We start from the raw sequence: 22,962 nt of genomic DNA, 5'->3' as shown, positions 1-22,962 counted from the left end.
CACGCTACCTCTGCGGCACCCAGCCCATCCTGAGCATGACGGCGCTGGAATGCGGGCTGGACACCGTGTTAGCCGCGGAACCACTGGGTGGGATGCAGGCACTGCGGAAAAAATCGCTGGCGCTCACCGACCTGTTTATCCAGCTCGTCGAGGACCGCTGCACGGGCCACGGCTTGGGCCTGGCCACGCCGCGCGAGCATGCGGGGCGCGGCTCACAGGTGTGTCTCACCAAAACAGAAGGCGCGTACGCCATCGTGCAGGCACTCATCGCGCGCGGCGTAATCGGCGACTTCCGCGCCGGTGACGGCGGCGCAGGCAAGCACCTCGACATCCTGCGCTTCGGTTTCACGCCGCTCTACATCGGATTTGAAGACGTGTGGAACGCGGTCGAGCATTTGAAGCAAGTACTCGAAACCGATGAATGGCGAAAAGCCGAATTCAACCAGAAGCACGCGGTCACATGATGAATAACAGCAACAACGACAAGGGCAATAAAGCGCAAGCGCCGGCAGACATCGTGCGCGACGAAAAAGCGCAGCTCGACTTCAGTAAATCCATGAGCTACGGTGACTACCTGCAGCTCGATGCGATCCTGGGCGCACAAAAGCCGCTCTMGCCCGATCACAACGAGATGCTGTTCATCATTCAGCACCAGACCAGCGAACTCTGGATGAAGCTGATGCTGCACGAGTTGCGCGCCGCGATCGCCAACGTCGCCAACGACGAGCTGGGCGGCGCCTTCAAGATGCTGGCCCGCGTGAGCCGCATCATGGAGCAGCTGGTGCACGCCTGGGATGTGCTGGCCACCATGACGCCACCCGAGTACAGCGCGATACGCCCTTACCTGGCCAACTCCAGCGGCTTTCAAAGTGCACAGTACCGCTGCATTGAATTCGCGCTCGGCAACAAGAACGCCGCCATGCTCAAGCCCCACGCGCACCGCCCCGACCTGCTGGCGCAGGTGCAGGCCGCCTACGAAGCCCCGTCGCTCTACGACGAAGCCTTGCGCCTGTTGGCCCGCCGTGGCCTGCCGGTTCCCCCTACCCACACATCGCGCGACTGGACTCAGGGCTATGTCGAAAGCGATGAGGTTGAGCAGGCCTGGCTGGTGGTCTACCGCGACCCGAAGAAATACTGGGACCTGTACCAGCTGGGCGAAGAGCTCACCGACCTGGAAGATGCGTTCCGGCTTTGGCGCTTCCGCCATGTCACCACCGTGGAGCGCGTGATCGGCTTCAAGCGCGGCACCGGGGGCACCGGCGGCGTCAGCTACCTGCGCAAGATGCTGGATGTAGTGTTGTTCCCGGAGATCTGGAAGCTGCGCACGGACCTCTAGACACCGCTCAATACCCCCAAACACCGGCTGTAAATTTACTACATCGAGGACCGCGTCAGGATGTTTTTAGCGTTGCGCCATACAGCCAGGGCATGTCCAGCAACTTCTCGCCAAGCAATTTCATGGACACATCGCGTCCCCACCGCAGCAGGCCATGGGCATGGAATAGTTGCCCGTTGCGCAACGCCCGCGCCTGCACGCGCGCATTGCGTTGCCAGCGGTTGAGCGCATAGCGCTGCAGCATGGTAGGCACGTCGAGGGCCGGGTCGAGCGCCTGGGCCAAGGCGTGGCCCAGTTCGGCGGCGTCTTCAATCGCCATCCCGGCGCCTTGTGCCAGGTAGGGACGCATGGGATGGGCGGCGTCGCCCAGAAGCGCAACGCGGCCCACGGCGTGCTGGTGGGCGCCCTGCATGGGCGCACGGTCGTGCAGCACCCACAGGCGCCAGCCTTCAATGGCGTCCATCACTTCGCGCAAGGCCGCACAGCACCCGGCTGTCACGGCGGCCAGGTCGGCGGCGTTGGCGCTGTGGTCCCACAAGTCGGCTTCGGCCGCAACTTCGCCATGAACGATGGCCACCACATTAAGAAATTCACCGCCGCGCACCGGATATTGCACCACGTGCATGCGGGGCCCCAGCCMGACTGTGACCTGCCGGCTCCTGAGCAATTCAGGTAAATCGGACTGCCGCACCAAGGCGCGGTAAGCCAGGTGGCCGGTGCGGCGCGGCAGGCCGTCGCCCAGCAATTCCTGGCGCACCGTGCTCCAGATGCCGTCTGCGCCTATCAGCGCGTCGCCTTCAATGCCGGGGCCGTCGTCGGCCTGCACCGTGACGGCTTGCGCGGTCTGGCTAAAAGACTGTAGAGGCCGGCTCAGATGCAGCTTCACGTCGGCGTGCTGCTGCACAGCCTGCAGCAGCACGCCGTGAAGGTCTGCGCGATGAATGGAGAGATAAGGCGCGCCATAACGCTGAGCCATGGCGGTGCCCAGCGGCAACTCGCCCAGCAGTTGGCCTGATAGGGCACTGCGCACCTGCAAGCGCTCGGGAATGGCGGCCACGGCCTGGAGCGCTTCGGCCAGTCCCCAGCCATGCAGCACTTTGACCACATTGGGGCCGAGCTGGATGCCGGCGCCGACTTCGCTGAAGGCGCTGGCGCGTTCAAACAGTCGCACGTCCCAGCCGGCGCGCGAGGCCGCGAGCGCCGCCGCCAATCCGCCGATGCCGCCGCCGGCAATCAGGGCTTGTTTAATAGGGCCCCCACGCTCACTCACTGTGTGTAGTTCCCTGCCCCCCGAGGGGGCTAATTTCCCTTGGGGYGGCCCGGCGGGCATAAGGCCCCCACGCTCGCCCACCGCGTGTGGCTCGCTGCCCCCCGAGGGGGCTCATTTCCCTTGGGGCGGCCCGGCGGGAAATTGCTTCGCTACTCCGCATCAGGCGAGAAGCTGCCGCAGCACAAACGGCAAAATTCCGCCGTTGCGGTAGTAGTCGACCTCTATGGGTGTGTCGACGCGCAGTATCACGGTGACTTCCTCGCGAGAACCGTCGGCGCGCGTGATGACGAGTTTGGCTTCGCTTTGCGGCTTGAGCTCGGGGTGCGGAATCACGTCGATGACTTCATTGCCGGTGAGCTTGAGTGTCTGCCACGATTCGCCGGGCTTGAACTGCAGGGGCAGCACACCCATGCCGACCAGGTTGCTGCGGTGGATGCGCTCAAAACTGCGCGCCACCACGGCCTTGATGCCCAGCAGCTGCGTACCCTTGGCGGCCCAGTCACGTGACGAACCCGTGCCGTATTCCTCACCGGCAAAGATCACCGTCGGTGTTCCCTGCTCGATGTATTTCATGGCGGCGTCGTAGATGAACATCTTTTCGCCAGCTGCGCTTGCGCTGCTGGTTCCAGCTTTGGGCTGGAACAGCGTCACGCCGCCCTCTTCGCGCGAGCCTTCTGCATCGGGCGGAATCATCAGGTTCTTGATGCGTACGTTGGCAAACGTCCCGCGCATCATCACGTCGTGGTTGCCGCGGCGTGCGCCGTAGCTGTTGAAGTCGGCCTTTTGCACACCATTGGCCTGCAGCCACTGGCCTGCGGGCGAGCTGGCCTTGATGGAGCCGGCCGGTGAGATGTGGTCGGTGGTGATGGAGTCGCCAAACAGCGCCATGATGCGCGCGCCCTTGACCGACACGCTTGCGGCCTTCCCCGCTTCCATGGTGAAGTCCTTGAAGAAGGGCGGCTCGGCAATGTAGGTGCTGGCGGGCCAGGTGTAGGACGTGCCCTTGACGCCCTTGATGTTTTCCCAGAGTTTGCCGGGCTCTGTCTTGACCTTGGCGTAGTTGGCGCGAAAGGCCTTGCCGTTCATGGCGTACTTCATCAGCTTGTAGATTTCGTCGCTGGTCGGCCAGATGTCGCCGAGGTATACGTCTTTTCCGCCCTTGCCTTTGCCGACGGGCTCGGTCATCAGGTCGCGCATCACCGTGCCGGCAATGGCGTAGGCCACCACCAGCGGCGGGCTGGCCAGGAAGTTGGCCTTGAGGTTGGGATGGATGCGCGCCTCGAAGTTGCGGTTACCCGAAAGCACGGCCGCGCAGACCAGGTCACTCTTGCTGATGGCCTCGTTGAGTTCGGGCGTCAGGTCGCCGGCATTGCCGATGCAAGTAGTGCAGCCGTAACCGGCAAGCGCGAAACCAAGCTTTTCAAGGTAAGGCAGCAATCCCGTTTCGGTCAGATACTCGGTCACGATGCGCGAGCCGGGCGCCAGCGAGGTCTTGATGTGCGGCTGTACCTTGAGGCCCGCTTCCACTGCTTTCTTGGCCAGCAGGCCGGCCGCCAGCAGCACGCTGGGGTTGGAGGTGTTGGTGCAGCTGGTGATGGCAGCGATCAGCACGTCACCGTTGCCCACGGTAATGCCTGGCGCTGAATGCACAACCTCGGTCTGCGCCTTTGCAGGAGCATCCGTGGTGTTGCTGGCGCGAGCGTGCGCCAGCGTCGGTCGATTGCCTTCCATCTCCATCACGGGGCGTGCGGCACCGGCCGGTGTAGGCGGTGCAGACGGCAGCGTGTCCAGCCGGCCTTCATCGGTACGCCGCACCAGGTGGCGCGTGGTGAGCATGGCCGGCGGCTGGTTGAAACCATTCTCCGCAATCGGCTTGCTGAACAGCGACTTGAACTGGCCGGCAACATTGCCAAGCTCAATGCGGTCCTGCGGACGCTTGGGGCCAGCCAGGCTGGGTGTGACGTCGCCCAGGTCCAGCTTGACCACATGCGAGTAATCAATCTCGCCGGCCCTGGCCACGCCAAAGAGGCCCTGCGCCTTGAAGTAAGCCTCGAAGGCTTCGATCYCTTCCTTGGTGCGCCCCGTGCCCTTGAAGTAGTCGATGGTTTTTTCATCGACGGGGAAGAAGCCCATGGTGGCGCCGTATTCGGGCGCCATGTTGCCGATGGTGGCGCGGTCCGGCAAGGCCAGCGTGCGCGTGCCCTCACCGAAGAACTCGACGAACTTACCCACGACTTTTTCGCGGCGCAGCTGCTCGGTCACACGCAGCACCAGGTCAGTGGCGGTCACGCCTTCGCGCAGGCGGCCGGTCAATTCGAAACCGACCACGTCTGGCGTGAGGAAGTAAACCGGCTGCCCCAGCATGGCGGCTTCGGCTTCAATGCCACCCACACCCCAGGCCACCACGCCGATGCCATTGATCATGGTGGTGTGGCTGTCGGTTCCAACCAGCGAGTCGGGGTAGTAAACGCCATCAGCGGTTTTGTGCACGCCGCGCGCCAGGTATTCGAGGTTGACCTGGTGCACGATGCCGAATCCCGGGGGCACCACGCCAAAGGTGTCAAAAGCCTGCATGCCCCACTTCATGAATTCGTAACGCTCGCGGTTGCGCTGGAACTCCAGCTTCATGTTCAGGTCGAGCGAATTTTTCTTGCCGTAATAGTCGACCATGATGGAATGGTCCACCACCAGGTCGACCGGCACCAGCGGCTCGATGGCCTTGGGGTTCTTGCCGAGTTTGAGTGCCACGCTGCGCATCGCGGCCAGGTCGGCCAGGAGCGGCACGCCGGTGAAGTCCTGCAGCACCACGCGCGACACCACAAACGGTATTTCGTCGCTGCGCTCAGCTTGCGGCAGCCAGTTGGCCAGCTGTGCCACGTGCTCGGCCGTGACCTTTTTGCCGTCGCAGTTGCGCAGCACGGATTCCAGCACGATGCGCATGGACACCGGCAGACGAGCAACTTTGGGGAATTGTTTGGCAAGCTCGGGCAAGGAGTAGAACTTGCCGGTTTTGCCGGAGGCGGTCTTGAAGCTTTTGAGCGTGGACGAAAAAGCGTGGGGAGGCGGTTTGGCCATGGCGGACTCCTTTTTATTGACAGCAGCCCCCATTCTGGCAGGCACCGCGGTCCCGTGGGGGCCCGCGCCTGCATACCCTGCCCGCCTGCCCAGTCTTGCGCCAGGCTTGTGCAGCCTTGCGCGCTTCTGCTGCCTTTCTGCTGGCCTCTACCAGGCCGGCTGTGGGGCCGCGCGTTGCACGCCGAAGTACTGCAGTTCCGCCAGCACCGCCACAGTCAGCGCTTGTATCACCACATAGGCCACACCCAGCATGGAAGGCGACATGCCGCCACTGATCAGCAGGAGCACGCAGGCCAGCGCCCAGCTGACGTTGCCCGCCACCAATACCCAGATGACGCCGCGCGGGAAGGAATTACGCGTTGAAACAAAAGCGACGACCGCCGCATAGACCAGCAGGAACTCGCCGGTGTAGGCAACCAGGCCCTCGGGCAGGTTCAGCAGGCGGGCCATCGCGGCAGGAAAGGCCACTTGCAGCACGCCGCAGGCAATGCATGAAAGCGCATCCACACGCAGCACGTTGCGCAGGAAGTTGGGAGAAGACAGGATGGAACTCGAAAACATGGCAAAACTCCTGAAAGTGGCAGCCGGTGACAGAACAGTGATGTGGATCAGCGCGCCGGGCCGCCGGGTCGGCGCGCATGGGAGTCATCATTCCCGCGCATCGGCCGCCCGTCGATAACCTGAGAGGTAATGGAAAAACACCCTGTTCGCTTTACGATGGCGCCATGACTGCCAGCATTCATCCCCCCAGCCGTCCCGCGCCTCGTGCGGCCCAACCCTTTGGCGACCACCTGCGCCACTGGCGCCAGCACCGGCGCCTGAGCCAGCTGGACCTGGCGCAGGAAGCCGACATCTCGACACGTCATTTGAGTTTTGTGGAAACCGGCCGCTCGGTGCCCAGCCGCGAAATGGTGCTGCGGCTGTCGGAGCGGCTTGACATCCCTTTGCGCGAGCGCAATGCACTGCTGGTGGCGGCCGGCTATGCGCCGATGTACCGCGAGCGCCCGCTGGACGACCCGGCGCTGGCCTCTGCCCGGCAGGCGGTGGAGCTGCTGCTCAAAAGCCATGAGCCGTACCCCGCGCTGGCGGTAGACCGGCACTGGAACCTGGTGGCCGCCAATCGCATGGTGCCGCACCTGATGGAAGGCGCCGATGTCTCGCTGCTGGAGGGCCCGGTGAACGTGTTGCGCCTGAGCCTGCACCCCAAGGGCCTCGCGCCGCGCATCGCCAACCTGCTGCAGTGGCGCGCGCACATATTTGAGCGCCTGCGCCAGCAGGTCGCGGCGACGACCGACCCGGTGYTGGCCGCCCTGCTGGAAGAGCTCAAAGCCTACCCCGTGCCCGATGAGGCGAAAAACGAACACCTCGACGGCGAGCACCCGGGCGTGGTCATGCCTTTCATGTTCAAGACGCCCGCCGGCATGCTGAGCTTTATCAGCACCACCACCATCTTTGGCACACCGGTAGATGTGACGCTGCAGGAACTCGCGATGGAAACGTTTTTTCCGGCGAATGACTTCACACGCCAGGCGCTACTGGCGCTGGCGGCGCAAAGCCAGGCGCATTGAGCCGTTCACAACTCGACAATGGTCTTGAAGCCGCCCCAGATCATGCGTTTGCCGTCAAAGGGAAGATTCTTCGGGTCCATCATGGCCTCCAGGCGCGGGTCGGACATGACCTTTTTGTTGACGCTGTCCCRCTGTTTGCGCGACTTGTAGGTGATCCATGAGAACACCACCACCTCGCCGGCCTTGAGCTTGACGCTTTGCGGAAATGAAGTGAGCTTGCCGGGCTTCACGTCATCAGCGATGCACTCGGTGTATTCGAGCGCACCGTATTCCATCCAGATCTTGCCGGCCTTTCGGGACAGCTTGCGGTAGTCCTCCACCTTGTTGGCAGGGACGGCGACGATGAATCCATCAACATAACGGGCCATGGGAATCTCCTTTGGATAAGCCTTTGGGTCAATACTTGCCATGAAAGGCCGGGCAATCCATCAGATGCCAGCCGCCATGAAAGCCGATAAAAAGAATGCCTACAGCTTGTGTACGCCGTACACAATTTACCCAAAGACCTGCTGATCCGCTTCAAAAATTGGTAACAAGGCATGTATGGCCGGCCGGCCGAGGCCTGCTCTCTGCGCAGGTATGGCCGCAAAGCCCGTCCCGGGCTGGGTCGCACGAGTGGGCGGCAGTTGTCTGCTATTGATTTAATAGCTGCTTGCGCCCGTCACTATTGGCCTGCAGCCATTATTTCTTCCCAATGAAGCGCTGGGGCAGTGATTTTCTGCCAGCCGGCTTATCCAAATACATGTGCCTGGCCGTCCACCGTGATACGGACCATGGCCCCAGGGGACGGAGCATGCAGACCGGAGCTGCGCACCCGCAGCGGCGCATCCCACGCGGGTTCTGCCGCGGCTGCCGCTGCGGCCTTTTCCGCCGGGAACCAGCCGGCGTTGCGCAGCAGGCGCACCGACAGCACACAAACCGGCCCGCCAAAATCGGCGTCGATGACCGCGCCGTAACATGCCGCCGGATCCGCATTTTGCGCAGCCGACTGCGCCGGGACTTCGGCCAGCTGCAGTTGCTCCGGCCGCAGCATGATCTGCGCCGCACCGCTGCACTGGCTGTTGTTGACGGCGACCCGCCCCAGCGCGCAGTCAGCCCAGCCGCCTGCCAGCTGCGCAGGCAGCACGATGGCGTCGCCCAGGAAACCGGCCACTGCCGCATCACGGGGCCGCAGATACAGATCAACCGGGCGGCCGGCCTGCACCAGTTGCCCCTCACGCATCACAGCGACCTGGTCGGCGAACGACAAGGCTTCGGTCTGGTCGTGTGTGACCAGGATGGTGGTGATGCCGGCGCCGCTGAGCAATTGCGCGACGGCTTTGCGGGTGCTGGCGCGCAGGCCCGTGTCCAGCGCGGAAAAAGGCTCATCGAGCAACATCAGCTGCGGGCGCTGGGCCAGTGCGCGGGCCAATGCCACCCGCTGCTGCTGGCCGCCCGACAACTCATGCGGGCGGCGGCTGAGCATGGCGATGTCGAGCGCGACCATGTCCATCAGCTCGGCGATGCGTTCGGCGCGCTGCGGCGTGCTGCGCGGCAGGCCAAAACCAACATTGCCTTCAATGGTCAGGTGGGGAAACAGCGCGCCGTCCTGCGGCACAAAACCGATGCCGCGCTGGTGCGCCGGCACGGCGTCCGGTCCATCGGCCAGTTGCCGCCCGCCCAGCACGACACGCCCGGCATCGGGCACTTCAAAACCGGCAATGATGCGCAGCAAGGTGGTTTTGCCGGAACCTGAAGGCCCGACGATGGCGGTGCGGCTGCCTGCCGGAACCTGCAGGTGAACACCGCCCAGTGCTTCCACGGAGCCATAGCGTTTGCGCAGGCCGTTCAGTTCAAGAGAGGTTGTCATCGTCCCGCCGAGCGTTTGGATTGGGTATAGAGCAGCCAGGTCATGGGCAGCGACAGCAGCACCATGATGAGCGCATAGGGCGCGGCGGCGGCGTAGTCGATCTCGCTGCTGTAGGCCCAAAAGGAAGTGGCCAGCGTGCGCGTGCCGTTGGGCGCCAGCATCAGCGTGGCCGTGAGTTCGTTGGTGATGCCCAGGCCCACCAGCGCAGCACCGGCCGCCGCGCTGGGTGCGGCCAGCCGCATCGTGACGGCCCATAGCGCCTGCGCGGGCGTGCGGCCCAGGCTGCGTGCGGCCTGCTCCAGCTCAACCGGCGCCTGCGCGATGCCGGCGCGCAGGCTGATCAGCGCGCGCGGCAAAAACATCAGCAGATAGGCCAGCAGCACCGTGGCCGCTGTCTGGTAAATCGGCAGGCGCACCGTGACGGTGACCAGCGCCAGCGCCACAACCACGCCGGGCAACGAACCCACCATATAGTTGCAGGCTTCCAGCACCCGCTGCAGCCGCCCCGGCGAACGGATCGACAGCCACGCCATGGGTACGGCGGCCACGGTGGTGAGCAGTGCACCGGCAACGGCCAGTCCCAAAGTTTGAATCAGGGCCGGGCTGATCTCGTCCATGCGCCATACCGCCACGCCGCCGGCCACCAGCCAGCGCGTGAGGGTGACGAGCGGCACGCCCAGCGCCAGCGCGCAGAGCAGCCCGGGCAGCAACAGGCACAGCGCGGTGAAGCGGCCCAGCTGGCGCTTGACGATCAGGCGCGCGGCACCGGAGCCGACGCGCGCATAACGCTCCTTGCCGCGCACGGCCGACTCAAGCCCCAGCAGCGCGAAGCAGCACACCACCAGCACGCCCGAGAGCATGTTGGCCGCGGGCCCGTTGTAGGTCGACTGGAACTGGTCAACGATGGCGGTCGTGAAGGTGTCGAAGCGGATCATCACGTAGAGGCCGTATTCGGCCAGGAGGTGAAGGCCCACCAGCAGCGAGCCACCGCATACCGCCAGCCGAAGCTGCGGCAGCACCACCCGAAAGAACACCGCCCACGGGCCCAGGCCCAGCGAGGCGGCGCTGTCTTCCATTGCCGGGTCCAGCCGGCGCAGGGCTGCGGCCACCGGCAAATACAAAAACGGAAAGTAGGCGATGACCGAGACCATCACGCCCGCGGGCAAGCCGTGCAGGCCGGGCGCAACCGTCATCCAGGCATAGCTGTGTACAAAGGCTGGCACCGCCAGCGGCGCGACCAGCAGCCAGGCCCAGGTGCGTGCGCCGGGCAAGTCGCTGCGCTCGGTCAGCCAGGCCAGCGCCACGGCCAGCACTGCGCACAACGGCACTGTCAGCGCCACCAGCAGTGCGGTGTTGACCAGCAACTCGCCGACGCGCGGCCGGAAGATCAGGGCATAAGCCGTGTCCCAACCGGTTTGAACGCCCACCCAGAGCACAAAGCCCAGCGGCAGCAAGGCCAGCAGCGAAACGACCAGCGCGGCGCCGGCCACCCAGGACAGACGCCAATTCTCGTACCTCGCCGCATGCGCAGGCAACAGCACCACCGACGGGTTCACCGTGGCATCTGCGTCAAGAGGAACGGCACTCACAAAGCGGGGTCAGATCGGCAAATCTGAAATGGCATAAAGCTGTTGAAGCTGGCTTACAGCAGGCCGGCTTGGGTCATCAGGTCGCTGACTTTTTTGCTGTTGAGYTTKGACGGCTCGACCTTGGGCGCCTGCAGCTCRGCCARSGGCACCAGCYTGGGGTTGGACGCCGCGCCGTTGCCGACGGCGTATTCGTAGGCGTCACCGGTTTTCAGGATGTCCTGGCCGCCTTTGCCGGCGATCCATTTCACAAAGGCTTGCGCCTCGGGCTGGTGCCGGCTGGAGGCCAGCACGCCGCCGCCGGAGATACTTACAAAAGCGCCAGGGTCCTGGTTGCGAAAGTAATGCAGCTGGGTGTTGTTGCTGTTCTCGCCCGTCTTGGACTGGTCGCCGTAATAGTAATAGTGATAGATGATTCCGCCTTCAATCTGGCCGGCGTTGACGGCCTTGAGCACCGTGCCGTTGCCTTTGTAAGGCGTGGCGTTTTCCTTCATGGCCTTGAGCCAGGCGGCAGTGGCGGCCTCGCCCTTGAGCTCCAGCAGCGCGCTCACGATGGCCTGGAAGTCGGCGCCGGAAGGCGATGCAGCCCAGCGGCCCTTCCAGGCGGGGGTGGCCAGGTCCAGCATGGACCTGGGCAACTGGTCGGGTGTGAGCCTGGCCTTGTTGTAGACAAACACCGTGCTGCGCGCGGCGATACCCGTCCACCGGCCATGCGCGGGACGGAAGTTGGCGGGCACTTCCGACAGCGTGGCCGTATCCAGCGGGGCGAACAGCCCGGCGTTGTCGACCAGCGCCATGGCTGGTGAGTTTTCTGTCAGGAACACGTCCGCAGGCGAGGCCTTGCCTTCCTGCACGATCTGGTTGCCCAGCTCGGTGTCGCTGCCGTTGCGCAGGGTCACCTTGATGCCGGTCTCCTTGCTGAAGGCATCGGCCCAGGCCTTGGTCAGGCTGGCGTGCTGGGCGTTGTAGACCACGATGCCTTCGGCGGTGGGTTTGGCGGCCTGGGCAGTTTGCGCGGTGGAGGCCAGGGGCGCAGCCAGCAGGCTTGCGGCCAGCGCGGCACTGGCCAGGAAGGAAGACAACAGTTTCATGGAACACCTTTACAAAAGAAGCGGGGACAGATGCGGCTGGGCAGGCCAAGGTGCAAAAGCCGATAAAGCCTTGCGCCGCGCCTGTAAGAAAACCGTCATGCAAATGCGAATGACTCTCATGTATGGTAACCGTTTCCCCATTTGGTTCCCCTGTCAGGCGATGGTTTACACGGGTCGTGCCGGGCGGGGAGCTGTCGGCACTTGCTGACAGATGCCCGCGCCGCCCGCTGATGAGCGGCTTCGGGCGCACTGCTTACGCTGAGGTGTTACCCATCCACACGGAGTTTTCATGAGCGCAGCCAAATCAGACCACGACACCCTCTGGGAATTGATCCGGGACATCAAGTACGGCATGCTGACGCACCGCCACGCCAGCGGCATGCTGCACGCCCATCCCCTGACGACCCAGAACCAGTCCATCGACGAAGGCGCACAGCTGTATTTTTTCATTTCGCGCAAGAGCGAACTCGCCCAGCGCCTGCAGCAGGATGGCAACGTGAACGTGTCGTATGCCGACCCCGGCGATGACAGCTATGTGTCGCTGTCAGGCCAGGCTGTGATCTCTGAAGACCAGGCCAAAAAAGAAACGCTTTGGTCGCAGGTGGCGCGGGCCTGGTTTCCCGCCGGCGTGAACGACCCGGACCTGGCCTTGCTGGAAGTGCGAATCCAGCACGCCGAGTACTGGGATGTGAAGGAAAGCAAGATGGTCCAGCTGGCAAAAATGGCGAGGGCAGCACTTACCGGGGACACGCCTCCCCGGCTGGGCGAGCACAAAGAACTGCACCTGTCCTGAACAGGGACGCCCATCATGCCTTTCATCTCCTTCAATAAAGCCACCGACCCGGCAGCACCTGATGACCTGCGCATCAACACCTCGGCTGTGTTGTATGTGGAAGCCTCCCGGCCTGACCTGGTGGGCCGCACCACCATTCATATGCTGGGCCAGGGCACAACAGTCAACGCAGTCCTCGAGTCGATCGGCACCGTGGTGTCGGCGATCGGCGGGCTCGTGGCCGCCAGGCGCCACTACCTGGCGCCACCGCCTGATGATGGCGCCAGCACGGTGTATGTCATGCCAACGAACGTCAGCCACATACGGCCCAACCAGCCCGCCATGCCGGAGTTCTGGTACCTGAAATTTGTCGATGGGTCGGAGCTGCGGGTGGTGGACCCGTTGCCGTCGGGGCTGTAGATTTCGCAAGGATCCTCCATAAAAAAGCCCCGCGATGCCTTGCGGGGCTTTTCCTTGAAGGAATGGCTTATTTTTTCTCGGGCTGTGCCGGCACATAACGCACCGGCTCGTCGCCCACGCGCAGGTAGTTCACCACACCCATCACGTCATCGACCAGCCAGACGGCCTTTTCAAGGGCCTCGGCTTGCTCACGTGTCTTCACACAGCCTTTGAGGAACACCAGCCGCCGCTCGCCCTGCACCCACACGCTGGTGTCATCAAAACGGCCGTCAAGCTTGATGTATTGGGATACGCGCGGGATGATTTCAGCGTCGTACAGATAGGAATTGGCCAGCCGGCATCGCCCCACGCGGTAGCAGCTGCCGCCGTGCTGCGCGCGCACATGGGCGACGTCGCGCACCTCCTGCTCGGTGTAGAGCGGGCCCTCAGGCACAGGGCACGGGTTGATCGCCGACGTGACCTGCAGGAAAGGGTCGTTGAAGGCGTTGGTTCGCGCTTCCTGGGCGATTGCGTCGCAAGCCATTGCCGACAAAAAGGCAAAAAAAAGGAAGGAAAGAAGTGACGGTTTCTTCATCACTTCATCCTTCCATTTCAGCTTGCAGCTGTCAAGCCGCAGGCAGGGTGTCCACTCAGGCGGGCACGCCGTCCTTCACGGTGTCGGCCATGTCGGTGTAGTCTTTGACCTTGTCGAAGTTGAGGTATTGGTAAACCGTGTCGCTGGCAGCCGTCAGCACGCCCATGTCGGCCATGTATTCGGCCTTGGTGGGGATGCGGCCGAGCTTGGAGCAGATCGCGGCCAGTTCGGCGGAACCGAGGTAGACGTTGGAGTTCTTGCCCAGGCGATTCGGGAAGTTGCGGGTGGAGGTAGAGAACACGATAGCGCCCTCTTTCACCTGCGCCTGGTTGCCCATGCACAGGCTGCAGCCCGGCATCTCCATGCGTGCACCGGCCGAGCCGAGCACGCCGTAGTGGCCTTCTTCCGTCAACTGTTTGGCGTCCATCTTGGTGGGCGGCGCCATCCACAGTTTGACGGGGATGTCGCGCTTGTTTTCGAGCAGCTTGGAAGCCGCACGGAAGTGGCCGATGTTGGTCATGCAGCTGCCGATAAACACTTCGTCGATCTTGCTGCCGGCAACTTCGGCCAGAGTCTTCACGTCGTCAGGGTCGTTCGGGCAGGCGACGATGGGTTCATGGATGTCGGCCAGGTCGATTTCGATGACGGCGGCGTATTCGGCATCCGCGTCGGCCTTCAGCAATTGTGGGTCGGCCAGCCAGGCTTCCATGGCCTGGATGCGGCGCTTGATGGTGCGCACGTCCGAGTAACCCGTGGCGATCATCCATTTCAGCATCGTGATGTTGCTGTTGATGTATTCGATGATGGGTTCCTTGTTCAGGTGCACCGTGCAGCCGCCGGCAGAGCGCTCTGCGGAGGCGTCGGAGAGCTCGAACGCCTGCTCCACTTTCAGGTCTGGCAAGCCTTCGATCTCCAGGATGCGGCCCGAGAAGATGTTCTTCTTGCCCTGCTTGGCGACCGTCAGCAGGCCGGCCTTGATGGCGTACAGCGGGATCGCGTTGACCAGGTCGCGCAGCGTGATGCCGGGCTGCATTTCGCCTTTGAAGCGCACCAGCACAGATTCAGGCATGTCCAGCGGCATGACACCGGTGGCGGCGCCAAAAGCCACGAGGCCGGAGCCTGCGGGGAAGCTGATGCCGATGGGGAAACGGGTATGGCTGTCGCCGCCGGTGCCGACGGTGTCGGGCAGCAGCATGCGGTTGAGCCAGCTGTGAATGATGCCGTCACCGGGACGCAACGAGATGCCGCCGCGGGTGCTGATGAAGTCGGGCAGCTCGTGGTGCATCTTCACGTCAACTGGCTTGGGGTAAGCCGCGGTGTGGCAGAAGGACTGCATGACCAGGTCGGAGCTGAAGCCCAGGCAGGCCAGGTCTTTCAGCTCATCGCGCGTCATAGGGCCGGTGGTGTCCTGCGAGCCGACCGAGGTCATCTTGGGTTCGCAGTACGTGCCGGGGCGCACGCCCTGGCCTTCCGGCAGGCCAACCGCACGGCCGACCATTTTTTGCGCCAGCGTGAAACCGCGGCCGTTGTCTTCAGGGCTGACGGGCAGACGGAACTGGGTAGACAGTGGCAGGCCCAGCGCAAAGCGGGCCTTGGCGGTGAGGCCGCGGCCGACGATCAGCGGAATGCGGCCGCCGGCGCGCACTTCGTCAAACAGCACATCACTTTTAAGCTTGAACTCGGCGATGACCTTGCCGTCTTTCAGCGCCTTGCCGTCGTAGGGGCGCAGTTCGATCACGTCGCCCATGGCCATCTGGCTCACGTCGAGTTCGATCGGTAGCGCGCCGGAGTCTTCCATGGTGTTGTAGAAGATCGGGGCGATCTTGCCGCCCAGGCAGACACCGCCGAAGCGCTTGTTGGGCACGTACGGAATGTCCTGCCCCGTCCACCACAGCACGGAGTTGGTGGCCGACTTGCGTGAAGAGCCGGTGCCGACCACGTCGCCCACATAGGCCACGAGGTTGCCCTTGGCCTTGAGTTCTTCAATGAACTTCACCGGGCCGCGCTTGCCGTCCTCTTCGGGCGTAACGCCGGGCCGTGCATTCTTGTGCATCGCAATCGCGTGCAGCGGAATGTCGGGGCGGCTCCAGGCGTCGGGCGCGGGCGAGAGGTCGTCGGTGTTGATTTCGCCCGCGACTTTGAAAATCGTGAGCATGATCGACTCAGGCACTTCGGGGCGGCTGGTGAACCACTCGGCGTCCGCCCAGCTTTGCAGCACGGCCTTGGCGTATTTGTTGCCCTTGCCGGCCTTTTCCTGCACGTCGTGGAACTGGTCGAACATGAGCAGCGTGTGCTTCAGGCCGTTCGCCGCCTGCGTGGCGACGCTGTCTTCAGCGTCGTCGAGCAGCTCGACCATGGGGCTGATGTTGTAGCCGCCCAGCATGGTACCCAGCAGTTGCACGGCTTTTTCACGCGAGATCAGCGCGCACTTTTCGGTGCCGTGGGCCACGGCAGCCAGGTAGCTGGCCTTGACTTTGGCCGCGTCATCCACACCGGCAGGCACACGGTGGGTAATGAGATCGACCAGGAAGGCTTCCTCGCCCTTGGGCGGATTCTTCAGCAGCTCAATGACTTCCCCGGTCTGCTTGGCCGACAACGGCAGCGGCGGGATGCCAGTGACGGCGCGCTCGGCGACGTGGGCGCGATAGGTTTGCAAGAACTCGGACATCATGGTTTTTTTCTCCTGTACTCAAAAATTTGCACGCTCGATACGCGTGCGGTCGCGATCTGTGTTGTCTGTTATTGGGCTTTAGCCGGGGCAGTTTCTGGCTGAGCAGAACCCGTGCCAGCCTGAGCTGATGCAGCTTTGGCGGCAGGCAAAGCTTCCAGAATGCTGGTCGGGGGGTTTTTCTTCATGTCGTCGGCAAAAGTCACCTGCGCCGGGCTCATGCACTCGTCAGCCAGACGCTGGCCCAATTTTTGGCTCATCAGCATCGACTTGTTGCCCAACTGGAGCCACATGGCGCCAGCACGGCCGTCTTCCAGGCGGATGGCGCCGGTGCGGCTTCCGACCGGGTGCATGCGAAAACGCATCTTGCCCGTCTGCACCAGGAAGAAGCCCGGGCGTTTTTCGTTCGGCGTGATGGTGACGGAGGCACCCAGTTCGCAGGGAATCGTGCCGATGTAAACCCGCTTGGCGAGCTCCAGGTCTTCAGCGGTCAAGGTGACTGACGGGTCATCGTCAATGGGCGTCCTTTCTTCCACCACCTTGGCGGCAGAGCGCCTGATCGGTGCGCGCTTGGTGGCCTGGGCAGGCTGGTCAGCTGCGGCTGCTGTCTTGGGCGCGGCGGCTTTAGGCGCCGCCGTCTGGGCCAGCAACAGGGCCGGGGCGGCCAGCATCAAGGCAGAGAGAGCGAAATGTTTCATGGAGGGTCCTTTGGAACGGTCAACAGTCAATCGGAAATCAGTGAAGCGGGACAGAAAAATACGCCTGCGCCTCGTGCGGCAAGGCACGGCCGGTCTGGTGCGCGCGCTCCAGAACCTGCCAGAAGTAGCGGTAGCTCGCACGGTCGTGCAGCTTGCCTTCAAAACTGATGGGGGCCCAGTCTGAGCGTGCGGCAGCAGCTATTATTTTTGTAGCACTTTCAATCTCATCCCCGGTGGGGGCAAACGCCGCGAGGATGGGACGGATCTGGTTGGGGTGGATGCTCCACATACGGGTGTAACCCAGTTCATGGGCGGCATGGCGCGCAGCGGTAGTCATGGCGTCAGTGTCATTGAATTCCGTGACAACACAATGCGACGGTACCTTGCCGTAGGCATGGCAGGCCGAGGCGATCTCGAGCTTGGCGCGCAACACCAGCGGGTGGGTGAACTGGCCCCGGCTGCTCATGCCGTCCGCGGGAATCGCGCCGCCGTGCGCAGAGACAAAATCCATCAGGCCAAAGCTCAGGGATTGCACGCGCGGATGCGCCGCGATCTCGAAAGCGTTTCGCACCGCGAGCGGAGACTCGATCAGCACATGCAGAGGCAGACTGCCGGCAGACGCCGCCAGCAGAGCCTGCTCGGCCCTGACCACATCGGCAACCGACTCCACCTTGGGGACCATGATGTGTGAGAGATGGCGCGACAGCTTCCCGGCAATGACAGCCATGTCGGCATCAAAGGCGGGGTGGTCCACCGAATGGATGCGCACCGCGACGCGGGCCTTGTCGCTGGCCAGTGCCGCCAGCGCCACGACCATGGCGGCATGGTCGGCCTCGCCGCCCACGGGTGCGCCGTCTTCGCAATCCAGCGTCACGTCAAACACGCAGGCGCCGAACTCCTCGATCATCTCCGCCTGCAACTGCAGGCTTTTACGCATGCGGGCTTCAACACCGCTGTAGTGATCGCAGACCGGAAGAAACCCGGTTTGCGCCTGGGCACCAAGCAGAACGTCGCGCGGATGTTGGCGAGCCCCCACGCTTGTCACTTCGTGTACTACGCTGCCCCCCGAGGGGGCCGTGCTTGCTTGGGGCGGCCCTGYGCGGCGCACATCGCTCATTAATTGCTCAGAGCAGGTGCTTGACGCCGTCTTGCTCACCCTTGAGTTCGTCCAGGGTCTTGGTGATGCGTTCCTGGCTGAAAGCGTCGATCTCCAGGCCTTCGACGAGTTTGTATTCGCCGTTTTCGCAGGTCACGGGGAACCCGAACATGATGTCTTTCGGAATACCGTATTGACCGTCAGAAGGAATGCCCATGGTGACCCACTTGCCGTTGGTGCCCAGTGCCCAGTCGCGCATGTGGTCGATGGCGGCGTTGGCGGCCGATGCGGCGGACGACAGGCCGCGCGCTTCAATGATGGCTGCGCCGCGCTTGCCGACGGTGGGCAGGAATACGTTGGCGTTCCATTCCTGGTCGTTGATCATCTTGGCGACGCTTTCGCCCTTGATGGTGGCAAAGCGGTAGTCGGCGTACATCGTGGGCGAGTGATTGCCCCAGACGGTGAGCTTTTCAATATCGGCCACCGGCTTGCCGGTCTTGGCAGCGATCTGGCTGGCGGCGCGGTTGTGGTCCAGGCGCAGCATGGCGGTGAAGTTTTTGCGCGGCAGGTCGGGTGCGCTCTTCATGGCGATGTAGGCGTTGGTGTTGGCGGGGTTGCCGACGACCAGCACCTTGACATTGCGGCTGGCGACCGCGTTCAGGGCCTTGCCCTGCGCCGTGAAGATGGCGCCGTTGACGGCCAGCAGCTCGGCACGCTCCATGCCGGGGCCGCGGGGGCGCGAACCAACCAGCAGTGCGTAGTCGGCGTCCTTGAAGGCGGTCATCGGGTCGCTGTGGGCTTCCATGCCGGCGAGGAGCGGGAAAGCGCAGTCGTCAAGCTCCATCATCACGCCCTTGAGCGCTTTTTGCGGGCCTTCAACAGGCACTTCGAGCAATTGCAGAATGACGGGCTGGTCCTTGCCGAGCATTTCGCCGGAAGCAATGCGGAACAACAACGCGTAACCAATTTGGCCTGCTGCACCGGTGACTGCAACGCGGACGGGTTTTTTGCTCATGATGGGAAGGCTCCAGGAAGTTGAAAATCGTTGGGAATAAGGGATGTGATGCGAGATGTCTGGCGCGACACCGGATCCCTGAAATGATTCGGAGCGGGTCTTTGCATCTGTCTTTGCATCACTATGCGTTTACCCGTCAAAATCACCGCAAAACGGCGGGCCGCGCGCCGGCTCAGCCAAAGATTTTACGCTTGAAAACGAAGGCGCGTCAATTTGTCTTATGTCTTATATAAGATATGATATCGGTCAGCCAGAATCCAACCATGACCGCCATCCCCGCCTTACCCGCTGATGATTTTGCAGGTGCCACGCCGGCATTCAGTCCGCTCTATCAGCAGATCAAGGCGCTGATCCTGCAAAGCCTGCAGTCGGGTGAGTGGAAGCCGGGTGAAGCCATCCCTTCCGAGATGGACCTGGCAGCGCGCTACCGCGTCAGCCAGGGCACTGTGCGCAAAGCCATCGACGAGCTGGCCACCGACAACCTGGTGGTGCGCCGCCAGGGCAAGGGCACTTTTGTCGCGACCCATGCCGAGCAGCATGTCCAGTTCCGCTTTCTCAAGCTGGTCCCCGACAGCGGTACACCCGGCAGCGAAGGCCCGGCCCAACGCGACATCATCGATTGCCGGCGCGTACGTGCCAGCGCCGAGATTGCGCGCACGCTGGCCTTGCGAACGGGCGATGCCGTGCTGCAGGCCCGCCGCGTGCTGAGCTTCGCCGGCACTCCCACCATTCTTGAAGACATCTGGCTCCCGGCCGCGCCTTTCAAGGGCTTGACGGCCGAACGCCTGGCCGACTACCACGGCCCCATGTATGCGCTGTTTGAAACCGAGTTCAACGTGCGCATGGTTCGCGCCGAAGAAAAAATACGCGCCGAGGCCGCCACTGACGGGCGGGAGCTGCTATTGAAAGTAGAGCGTGGAGCGCCGCTTTTGAGCGTGGAGCGCATCGCCTATACCTACAACGACGTGCCCATGGAGCTGCGCCGCGGCTACTACCGCACCGACACACACCACTATCACAACACACTGAACTGACACTGCGGCAGCCGGTGTTTTGTAATCATCATGTCAGCTACGACGGCACAAGCGCAGCAATTGCGAACTGTTGCGCAGGCAAACGCACTTTTCCCGACAAAAATTTCCGGCCATCCCTCGAAGCGGCCGGGATTCTTGCTGCATTGCAATAGAATTTCGGGTTGAGCCGCTTTGGCAGTTACAAAGCCGTTACTCAAAAACACAGAAAGCCAAGTATGTCCGAATCAGCGACAACCGTAGCGAAGAAGCGGCCCGAGTTCCGCAACATCAACGCCCTGACCGATCTCCCCACCTATCGTTTGCCTGCAGCAGGCTGGGTTTCCATCCTCCATCGCATCAGCGGGTTCATCATGTTTTTGCTGATGCCCTTCATCATCTGGATGTTCGACACCTCGATCTCTTCGGAAATCTCGTTTGAAAAATTCAAGGCCGCTTTCAATATCGGCATGCTGGGCCTTCCAGGCGTCATCTGGAAGCTGGTGGCGCTGGCCCTGATCTGGGCCTACCTGCACCACTTCATCGCCGGCCTGCGCCACCTCTGGATGGACACCAGCCACGCCGCCGTCAGCAAGGAATTCGGCACCCTGTCGGCCCGCGTCACCCTGGTGCTGAGCCTGGTCATGACAGCCGCCCTCGCCCTGAAGCTCTTCGGCGCCTACTAATTCTCAAGGAGCACAAAAATGGCAGTTAACTACGGCTCCAAGCGCATCGTTGTCGGTGCCCATTATGGTTTGCGCGACTGGCTCGCGCAGCGGATCACGGCCGCCCTGATGGCCCTCTTCACCTTGCTGGTCCTGGCCCAGGTCATCTTCAGCAAAGGCCCCATCGGCTACGACAAGTGGGCCGGCATCTTCTCGGCGCAATGGATGAAGACGCTGACCTTTGTGGTCATTTTTGCCCTGCTGTACCACGTGTGGGTCGGCATGCGCGACATCTGGATGGACTACGTCAAGCCGGCTTCCATCAAGCTGGTTCTGAATGTTTTCACGATTGTCTGGCTGGTCGCCTGCGCCGGCTGGGGCATTCAGGTCCTGTGGCGCCTATAAGCCGCACTGCCCACAGACCCGACAAAAAGACCGACACCCCACAAAATCATGACAGCAACCTCCAAACTCCCCAAGCGCAAATTTGACGTCGTCATCGTCGGTGCCGGCGGCTCCGGCATGCGCGCATCGTTGCAGCTGGCGCGCGCCGGCCTCAACGTGGCTGTGCTATCCAAAGTGTTCCCCACCCGCTCCCACACTGTTGCAGCACAAGGCGGCATCGGCGCCTCGCTCGGCAACATGAGCGAAGACAACTGGCACTACCACTTCTACGACACCGTCAAGGGCTCCGACTGGCTCGGCGACCAGGACGCGATCGAGTACATGTGCCGCGAGGCACCCAAGGTCGTGTATGACCTCGAGCACATGGGCATGCCTTTTGACCGCAACCCCGACGGCACGATTTACCAGCGCCCCTTCGGCGGCCACACGGCCAACTACGGCGAAAAACCCGTGCAGCGCGCCTGCGCGGCTGCTGACCGCACCGGCCACGCCATGCTGCACACGCTGTATCAGCAAAACGTCAAGGAAAAAACCAGCTTCTTCGTCGAATGGATGGCGCTGGACCTGATTCGCGATTCGGCCGGTGACGTCGTGGGCGTGACCGCCCTCGAAATGGAAACCGGCGACGTCCATATTTTTGAAGCCAAGACCACGCTGCTGGCCACCGGCGGCGCAGGCCGCATTTTTGCCGCGTCGACCAACGCCTTTATCAACACCGGCGACGGCCTGGGCATGGCGGCGCGCGCCGGCATCCCGCTCGAAGACATGGAGTTCTGGCAGTTCCACCCGACCGGCGTGGCTGGCGCCGGCGTGCTGCTGACCGAAGGCTGCCGCGGCGAAGGCGCCATCTTGCGCAACAGCAACGGCGAGCGCTTCATGGAACGCTATGCACCCACGCTGAAAGACCTGGCGCCGCGCGACTTCGTCTCGCGCTCGATGGACCAGGAAATCAAGGAAGGCCGTGGCTGCGGCCCCAACAAGGATTACATCCTGCTGGACATGACCCATCTGGGCGTGGACGCCATCATGAAGCGCCTGCCTTCGGTGTTCGAGATCGGCCACAACTTCGCCAACGTCGACATCACCAAGGAACCGATTCCCGTGGTGCCCACCATCCACTACCAGATGGGCGGCATCCCGACCAACATCCACGGCCAGGTGGTCACCCAGGACGCCAACAACCACAGCCAGATCGTCAACGGTTTGTATGCAGTGGGCGAATGCTCCTGCGTCAGTGTGCACGGCGCAAACCGCCTGGGCACCAACTCGCTGCTCGACCTGCTGGTGTTCGGCAAAGCTGCCGGCAACCACATCGTCGAGTTCGCCAAGACCACCGCGCACAAACCCTTGCCTGCTGACGCGGCCGACAAGACCCTGGCCCGCATCGCGCGCCTGGACAACGCAACCGACGGCGAATACGCGCAAGACGTGGCCAATGACCTGCGCGCCGCCATGCAGCAGCACGCCGGCGTGTTCCGCACGCAGGCCATCATGGATGAAGGCGTCGCCAAGATCGCCGCCCTGCGTGATCGTGTCAACAGCATCGGCCTCAAAGACAAGTCGAAGATTTTCAACACCGCGCGTATCGAAGCACTCGAAGTAGAAAACCTGATCGAAGCCGCGCAGGCCACCATCGTGTCGGCAGCCGCCCGCAAGGAAAGCCGCGGCGCGCACTCGGTTGACGACTACGGCGATACGCCCGCACACCCGAACGGCCGCAACGACACCGATTGGCACAAGCACACGCTGTGGTACAGCGAGGGCAGCCGCCTGGCCTACAAGCCGGTGCAGATGAAGCCCCTGACCGTCGAGTCTGTGCCGCTGAAGACGCGCACGTTCTAAAAACAAGAACACGAACAAGACA

Annotated in this window: 21 protein-coding genes; 9 read left to right on the top strand and 12 right to left on the bottom strand. The window is 63.0% G+C overall.

The features are described from left to right. Both AC1D0Z_RS05140 and kynA read left to right on the top strand, forming a co-directional pair. Nucleotides 1–464, top strand: a 464-nt coding sequence (locus AC1D0Z_RS05140) for a kynureninase/PvdN C-terminal domain-containing protein (RefSeq protein WP_477657165.1), incomplete at its 5' end; no start/stop codon positions are given. Then, complete coding sequence (kynA, locus tag AC1D0Z_RS05135; RefSeq protein ID WP_477657164.1) at nt 461–1,336, top strand: tryptophan 2,3-dioxygenase; 876 nt, start codon at nt 461–463, stop codon at nt 1,334–1,336. The genes AC1D0Z_RS05140 and kynA, both read left to right, overlap by 4 nt. A gap of 55 nt (nt 1,337–1,391) precedes the next feature. On the opposite strand, the gene AC1D0Z_RS05130 is transcribed toward kynA, so the two are convergent. From AC1D0Z_RS05130 to AC1D0Z_RS05120, 3 genes are all read right to left on the bottom strand, one after another. Beyond that, complete coding sequence (locus AC1D0Z_RS05130; protein ID WP_477657163.1) at nt 1,392–2,606, bottom strand: FAD-dependent monooxygenase; 1,215 nt, start codon at nt 2,604–2,606, stop codon at nt 1,392–1,394. A 159-nt stretch (nt 2,607–2,765) separates the two neighbouring features. Beyond that, entirely contained in the window at nt 2,766–5,681 is a 2,916-nt protein-coding gene (locus tag AC1D0Z_RS05125; RefSeq protein WP_477657162.1) for an aconitate hydratase, read from the bottom strand. A gap of 147 nt (nt 5,682–5,828) precedes the next feature. After that, nucleotides 5,829–6,242 carry a hypothetical protein gene (locus AC1D0Z_RS05120; protein ID WP_477657161.1) on the bottom strand — a complete coding sequence of 138 codons (414 nt, stop codon included), beginning with the start codon at nt 6,240–6,242 and terminating at the stop codon, nt 5,829–5,831. A gap of 164 nt (nt 6,243–6,406) precedes the next feature. On the opposite strand from AC1D0Z_RS05120, the gene AC1D0Z_RS05115 reads away from it, so the two are divergent. Further along, nucleotides 6,407–7,249, top strand: coding sequence for a helix-turn-helix domain-containing protein (locus tag AC1D0Z_RS05115; protein ID WP_477657160.1), 843 nt, complete (start codon nt 6,407–6,409; stop codon nt 7,247–7,249). Nucleotides 7,250–7,254: 5 nt separating this feature from the next. On the opposite strand, the gene AC1D0Z_RS05110 is transcribed toward AC1D0Z_RS05115, so the two are convergent. The 4 genes from AC1D0Z_RS05110 to AC1D0Z_RS05095 all read right to left on the bottom strand — a co-directional run bounded on the left by AC1D0Z_RS05110 (nt 7,255) and on the right by AC1D0Z_RS05095 (nt 11,775). Beyond that, nucleotides 7,255–7,617: a DUF1428 domain-containing protein gene (locus tag AC1D0Z_RS05110; RefSeq protein ID WP_477657159.1), complete on the bottom strand. Its 363-nt coding sequence runs from the start codon at nt 7,615–7,617 to the stop codon at nt 7,255–7,257. Between the two features lie 362 nt (nt 7,618–7,979). After that, on the bottom strand, nt 7,980–9,098 hold the full coding sequence (locus tag AC1D0Z_RS05105; protein ID WP_477657158.1) for an ABC transporter ATP-binding protein: 1,119 nt from the start codon (nt 9,096–9,098) through the stop codon (nt 7,980–7,982). Continuing rightward, nucleotides 9,095–10,687 (bottom strand): ABC transporter permease, encoded by a 1,593-nt coding sequence (locus tag AC1D0Z_RS05100; protein WP_477657157.1) that lies wholly within the window; start codon nt 10,685–10,687, stop codon nt 9,095–9,097. Before AC1D0Z_RS05100 ends, AC1D0Z_RS05105 begins: the two co-directional genes overlap by 4 nt. Before the next feature lie 53 nt (nt 10,688–10,740). Then, entirely contained in the window at nt 10,741–11,775 is a 1,035-nt protein-coding gene (locus tag AC1D0Z_RS05095; protein WP_477657156.1) for an iron ABC transporter substrate-binding protein, read from the bottom strand. A gap of 289 nt (nt 11,776–12,064) precedes the next feature. Here AC1D0Z_RS05095 and AC1D0Z_RS05090 point away from each other — a divergent pair, with 289 nt between their 5' ends. Further along, the gene (locus AC1D0Z_RS05090; RefSeq protein WP_477657155.1) at nt 12,065–12,568 is read left to right on the top strand and encodes a pyridoxamine 5'-phosphate oxidase family protein; all 504 of its coding nucleotides are present in this window, start codon (nt 12,065–12,067) and stop codon (nt 12,566–12,568) included. Between the two features lie 15 nt (nt 12,569–12,583). After that, nucleotides 12,584–12,967: a hypothetical protein gene (locus AC1D0Z_RS05085; RefSeq protein ID WP_477657154.1), complete on the top strand. Its 384-nt coding sequence runs from the start codon at nt 12,584–12,586 to the stop codon at nt 12,965–12,967. 67 nt (nt 12,968–13,034) lie between these two features. Here the strand turns inward: AC1D0Z_RS05085 and AC1D0Z_RS05080 are convergent, their stop codons facing one another. The 5 genes from AC1D0Z_RS05080 to AC1D0Z_RS05060 form a co-directional block, all read right to left on the bottom strand. Next, entirely contained in the window at nt 13,035–13,541 is a 507-nt protein-coding gene (locus AC1D0Z_RS05080) for a BON domain-containing protein (RefSeq protein ID WP_477657153.1), read from the bottom strand. 55 nt (nt 13,542–13,596) lie between these two features. Further along, a complete protein-coding gene (locus AC1D0Z_RS05075; RefSeq protein WP_477657152.1) occupies nt 13,597–16,212 on the bottom strand; it encodes a bifunctional aconitate hydratase 2/2-methylisocitrate dehydratase in 2,616 nt (871 codons plus the stop codon). A 68-nt stretch (nt 16,213–16,280) separates the two neighbouring features. Further along, on the bottom strand, nt 16,281–16,907 hold the full coding sequence (locus tag AC1D0Z_RS05070; protein WP_477657151.1) for a hypothetical protein: 627 nt from the start codon (nt 16,905–16,907) through the stop codon (nt 16,281–16,283). Between the two features lie 37 nt (nt 16,908–16,944). Next, on the bottom strand, nt 16,945–18,015 hold the full coding sequence (locus tag AC1D0Z_RS05065) for an HpcH/HpaI aldolase/citrate lyase family protein (protein ID WP_477657166.1): 1,071 nt from the start codon (nt 18,013–18,015) through the stop codon (nt 16,945–16,947). A gap of 16 nt (nt 18,016–18,031) precedes the next feature. After that, a complete protein-coding gene (locus AC1D0Z_RS05060; RefSeq protein WP_477657150.1) occupies nt 18,032–19,018 on the bottom strand; it encodes a malate dehydrogenase in 987 nt (328 codons plus the stop codon). Between the two features lie 263 nt (nt 19,019–19,281). Here AC1D0Z_RS05060 and AC1D0Z_RS05055 point away from each other — a divergent pair, with 263 nt between their 5' ends. From AC1D0Z_RS05055 to sdhA, 4 genes are all read left to right on the top strand, one after another. Then, entirely contained in the window at nt 19,282–20,052 is a 771-nt protein-coding gene (locus AC1D0Z_RS05055; protein WP_477657149.1) for a GntR family transcriptional regulator, read from the top strand. A gap of 215 nt (nt 20,053–20,267) precedes the next feature. Continuing rightward, nucleotides 20,268–20,714, top strand: a complete 447-nt coding sequence (gene sdhC / locus AC1D0Z_RS05050; RefSeq protein ID WP_477657148.1) for a succinate dehydrogenase, cytochrome b556 subunit — start codon at nt 20,268–20,270, stop codon at nt 20,712–20,714. 18 nt (nt 20,715–20,732) lie between these two features. Continuing rightward, the gene (sdhD, locus tag AC1D0Z_RS05045) at nt 20,733–21,098 is read left to right on the top strand and encodes a succinate dehydrogenase, hydrophobic membrane anchor protein (protein ID WP_477657147.1); all 366 of its coding nucleotides are present in this window, start codon (nt 20,733–20,735) and stop codon (nt 21,096–21,098) included. A 48-nt stretch (nt 21,099–21,146) separates the two neighbouring features. Then, nucleotides 21,147–22,940, top strand: a complete 1,794-nt coding sequence (gene sdhA, locus AC1D0Z_RS05040; protein ID WP_477657146.1) for a succinate dehydrogenase flavoprotein subunit — start codon at nt 21,147–21,149, stop codon at nt 22,938–22,940. Nucleotides 22,941–22,962: the final 22 nt, after the last annotated feature.

It is taken from the genome of Polaromonas sp. P1_E3 (genome assembly GCF_056405935.1).
This window is presented reverse-complemented; position numbering and strand designations above follow the sequence as displayed.

Excerpts from the sequence above, each read along its gene's own strand:
- sdhD (WP_477657147.1), top strand. The coding sequence starts at position 20,733 with ATGGCAGTTAACTACGGCTCCAAGCGCATCGTTGTCGGTGCCCATTAT.
- sdhC (WP_477657148.1), top strand. The coding sequence starts at position 20,268 with ATGTCCGAATCAGCGACAACCGTAGCGAAGAAGCGGCCCGAGTTCCGC.
- AC1D0Z_RS05085 (WP_477657154.1), top strand. The coding sequence starts at position 12,584 with ATGCCTTTCATCTCCTTCAATAAAGCCACCGACCCGGCAGCACCTGAT.
- AC1D0Z_RS05120 (WP_477657161.1), bottom strand. The coding sequence starts at position 6,242 with ATGTTTTCGAGTTCCATCCTGTCTTCTCCCAACTTCCTGCGCAACGTG.
- sdhA (WP_477657146.1), top strand. The coding sequence starts at position 21,147 with ATGACAGCAACCTCCAAACTCCCCAAGCGCAAATTTGACGTCGTCATC.
- AC1D0Z_RS05105 (WP_477657158.1), bottom strand. The coding sequence starts at position 9,098 with ATGACAACCTCTCTTGAACTGAACGGCCTGCGCAAACGCTATGGCTCC.
- AC1D0Z_RS05060 (WP_477657150.1), bottom strand. The coding sequence starts at position 19,018 with ATGAGCAAAAAACCCGTCCGCGTTGCAGTCACCGGTGCAGCAGGCCAA.
- AC1D0Z_RS05055 (WP_477657149.1), top strand. The coding sequence starts at position 19,282 with ATGACCGCCATCCCCGCCTTACCCGCTGATGATTTTGCAGGTGCCACG.
- AC1D0Z_RS05070 (WP_477657151.1), bottom strand. The coding sequence starts at position 16,907 with ATGAAACATTTCGCTCTCTCTGCCTTGATGCTGGCCGCCCCGGCCCTG.
- AC1D0Z_RS05090 (WP_477657155.1), top strand. The coding sequence starts at position 12,065 with ATGAGCGCAGCCAAATCAGACCACGACACCCTCTGGGAATTGATCCGG.
- AC1D0Z_RS05080 (WP_477657153.1), bottom strand. The coding sequence starts at position 13,541 with ATGAAGAAACCGTCACTTCTTTCCTTCCTTTTTTTTGCCTTTTTGTCG.
- AC1D0Z_RS05075 (WP_477657152.1), bottom strand. The coding sequence starts at position 16,212 with ATGATGTCCGAGTTCTTGCAAACCTATCGCGCCCACGTCGCCGAGCGC.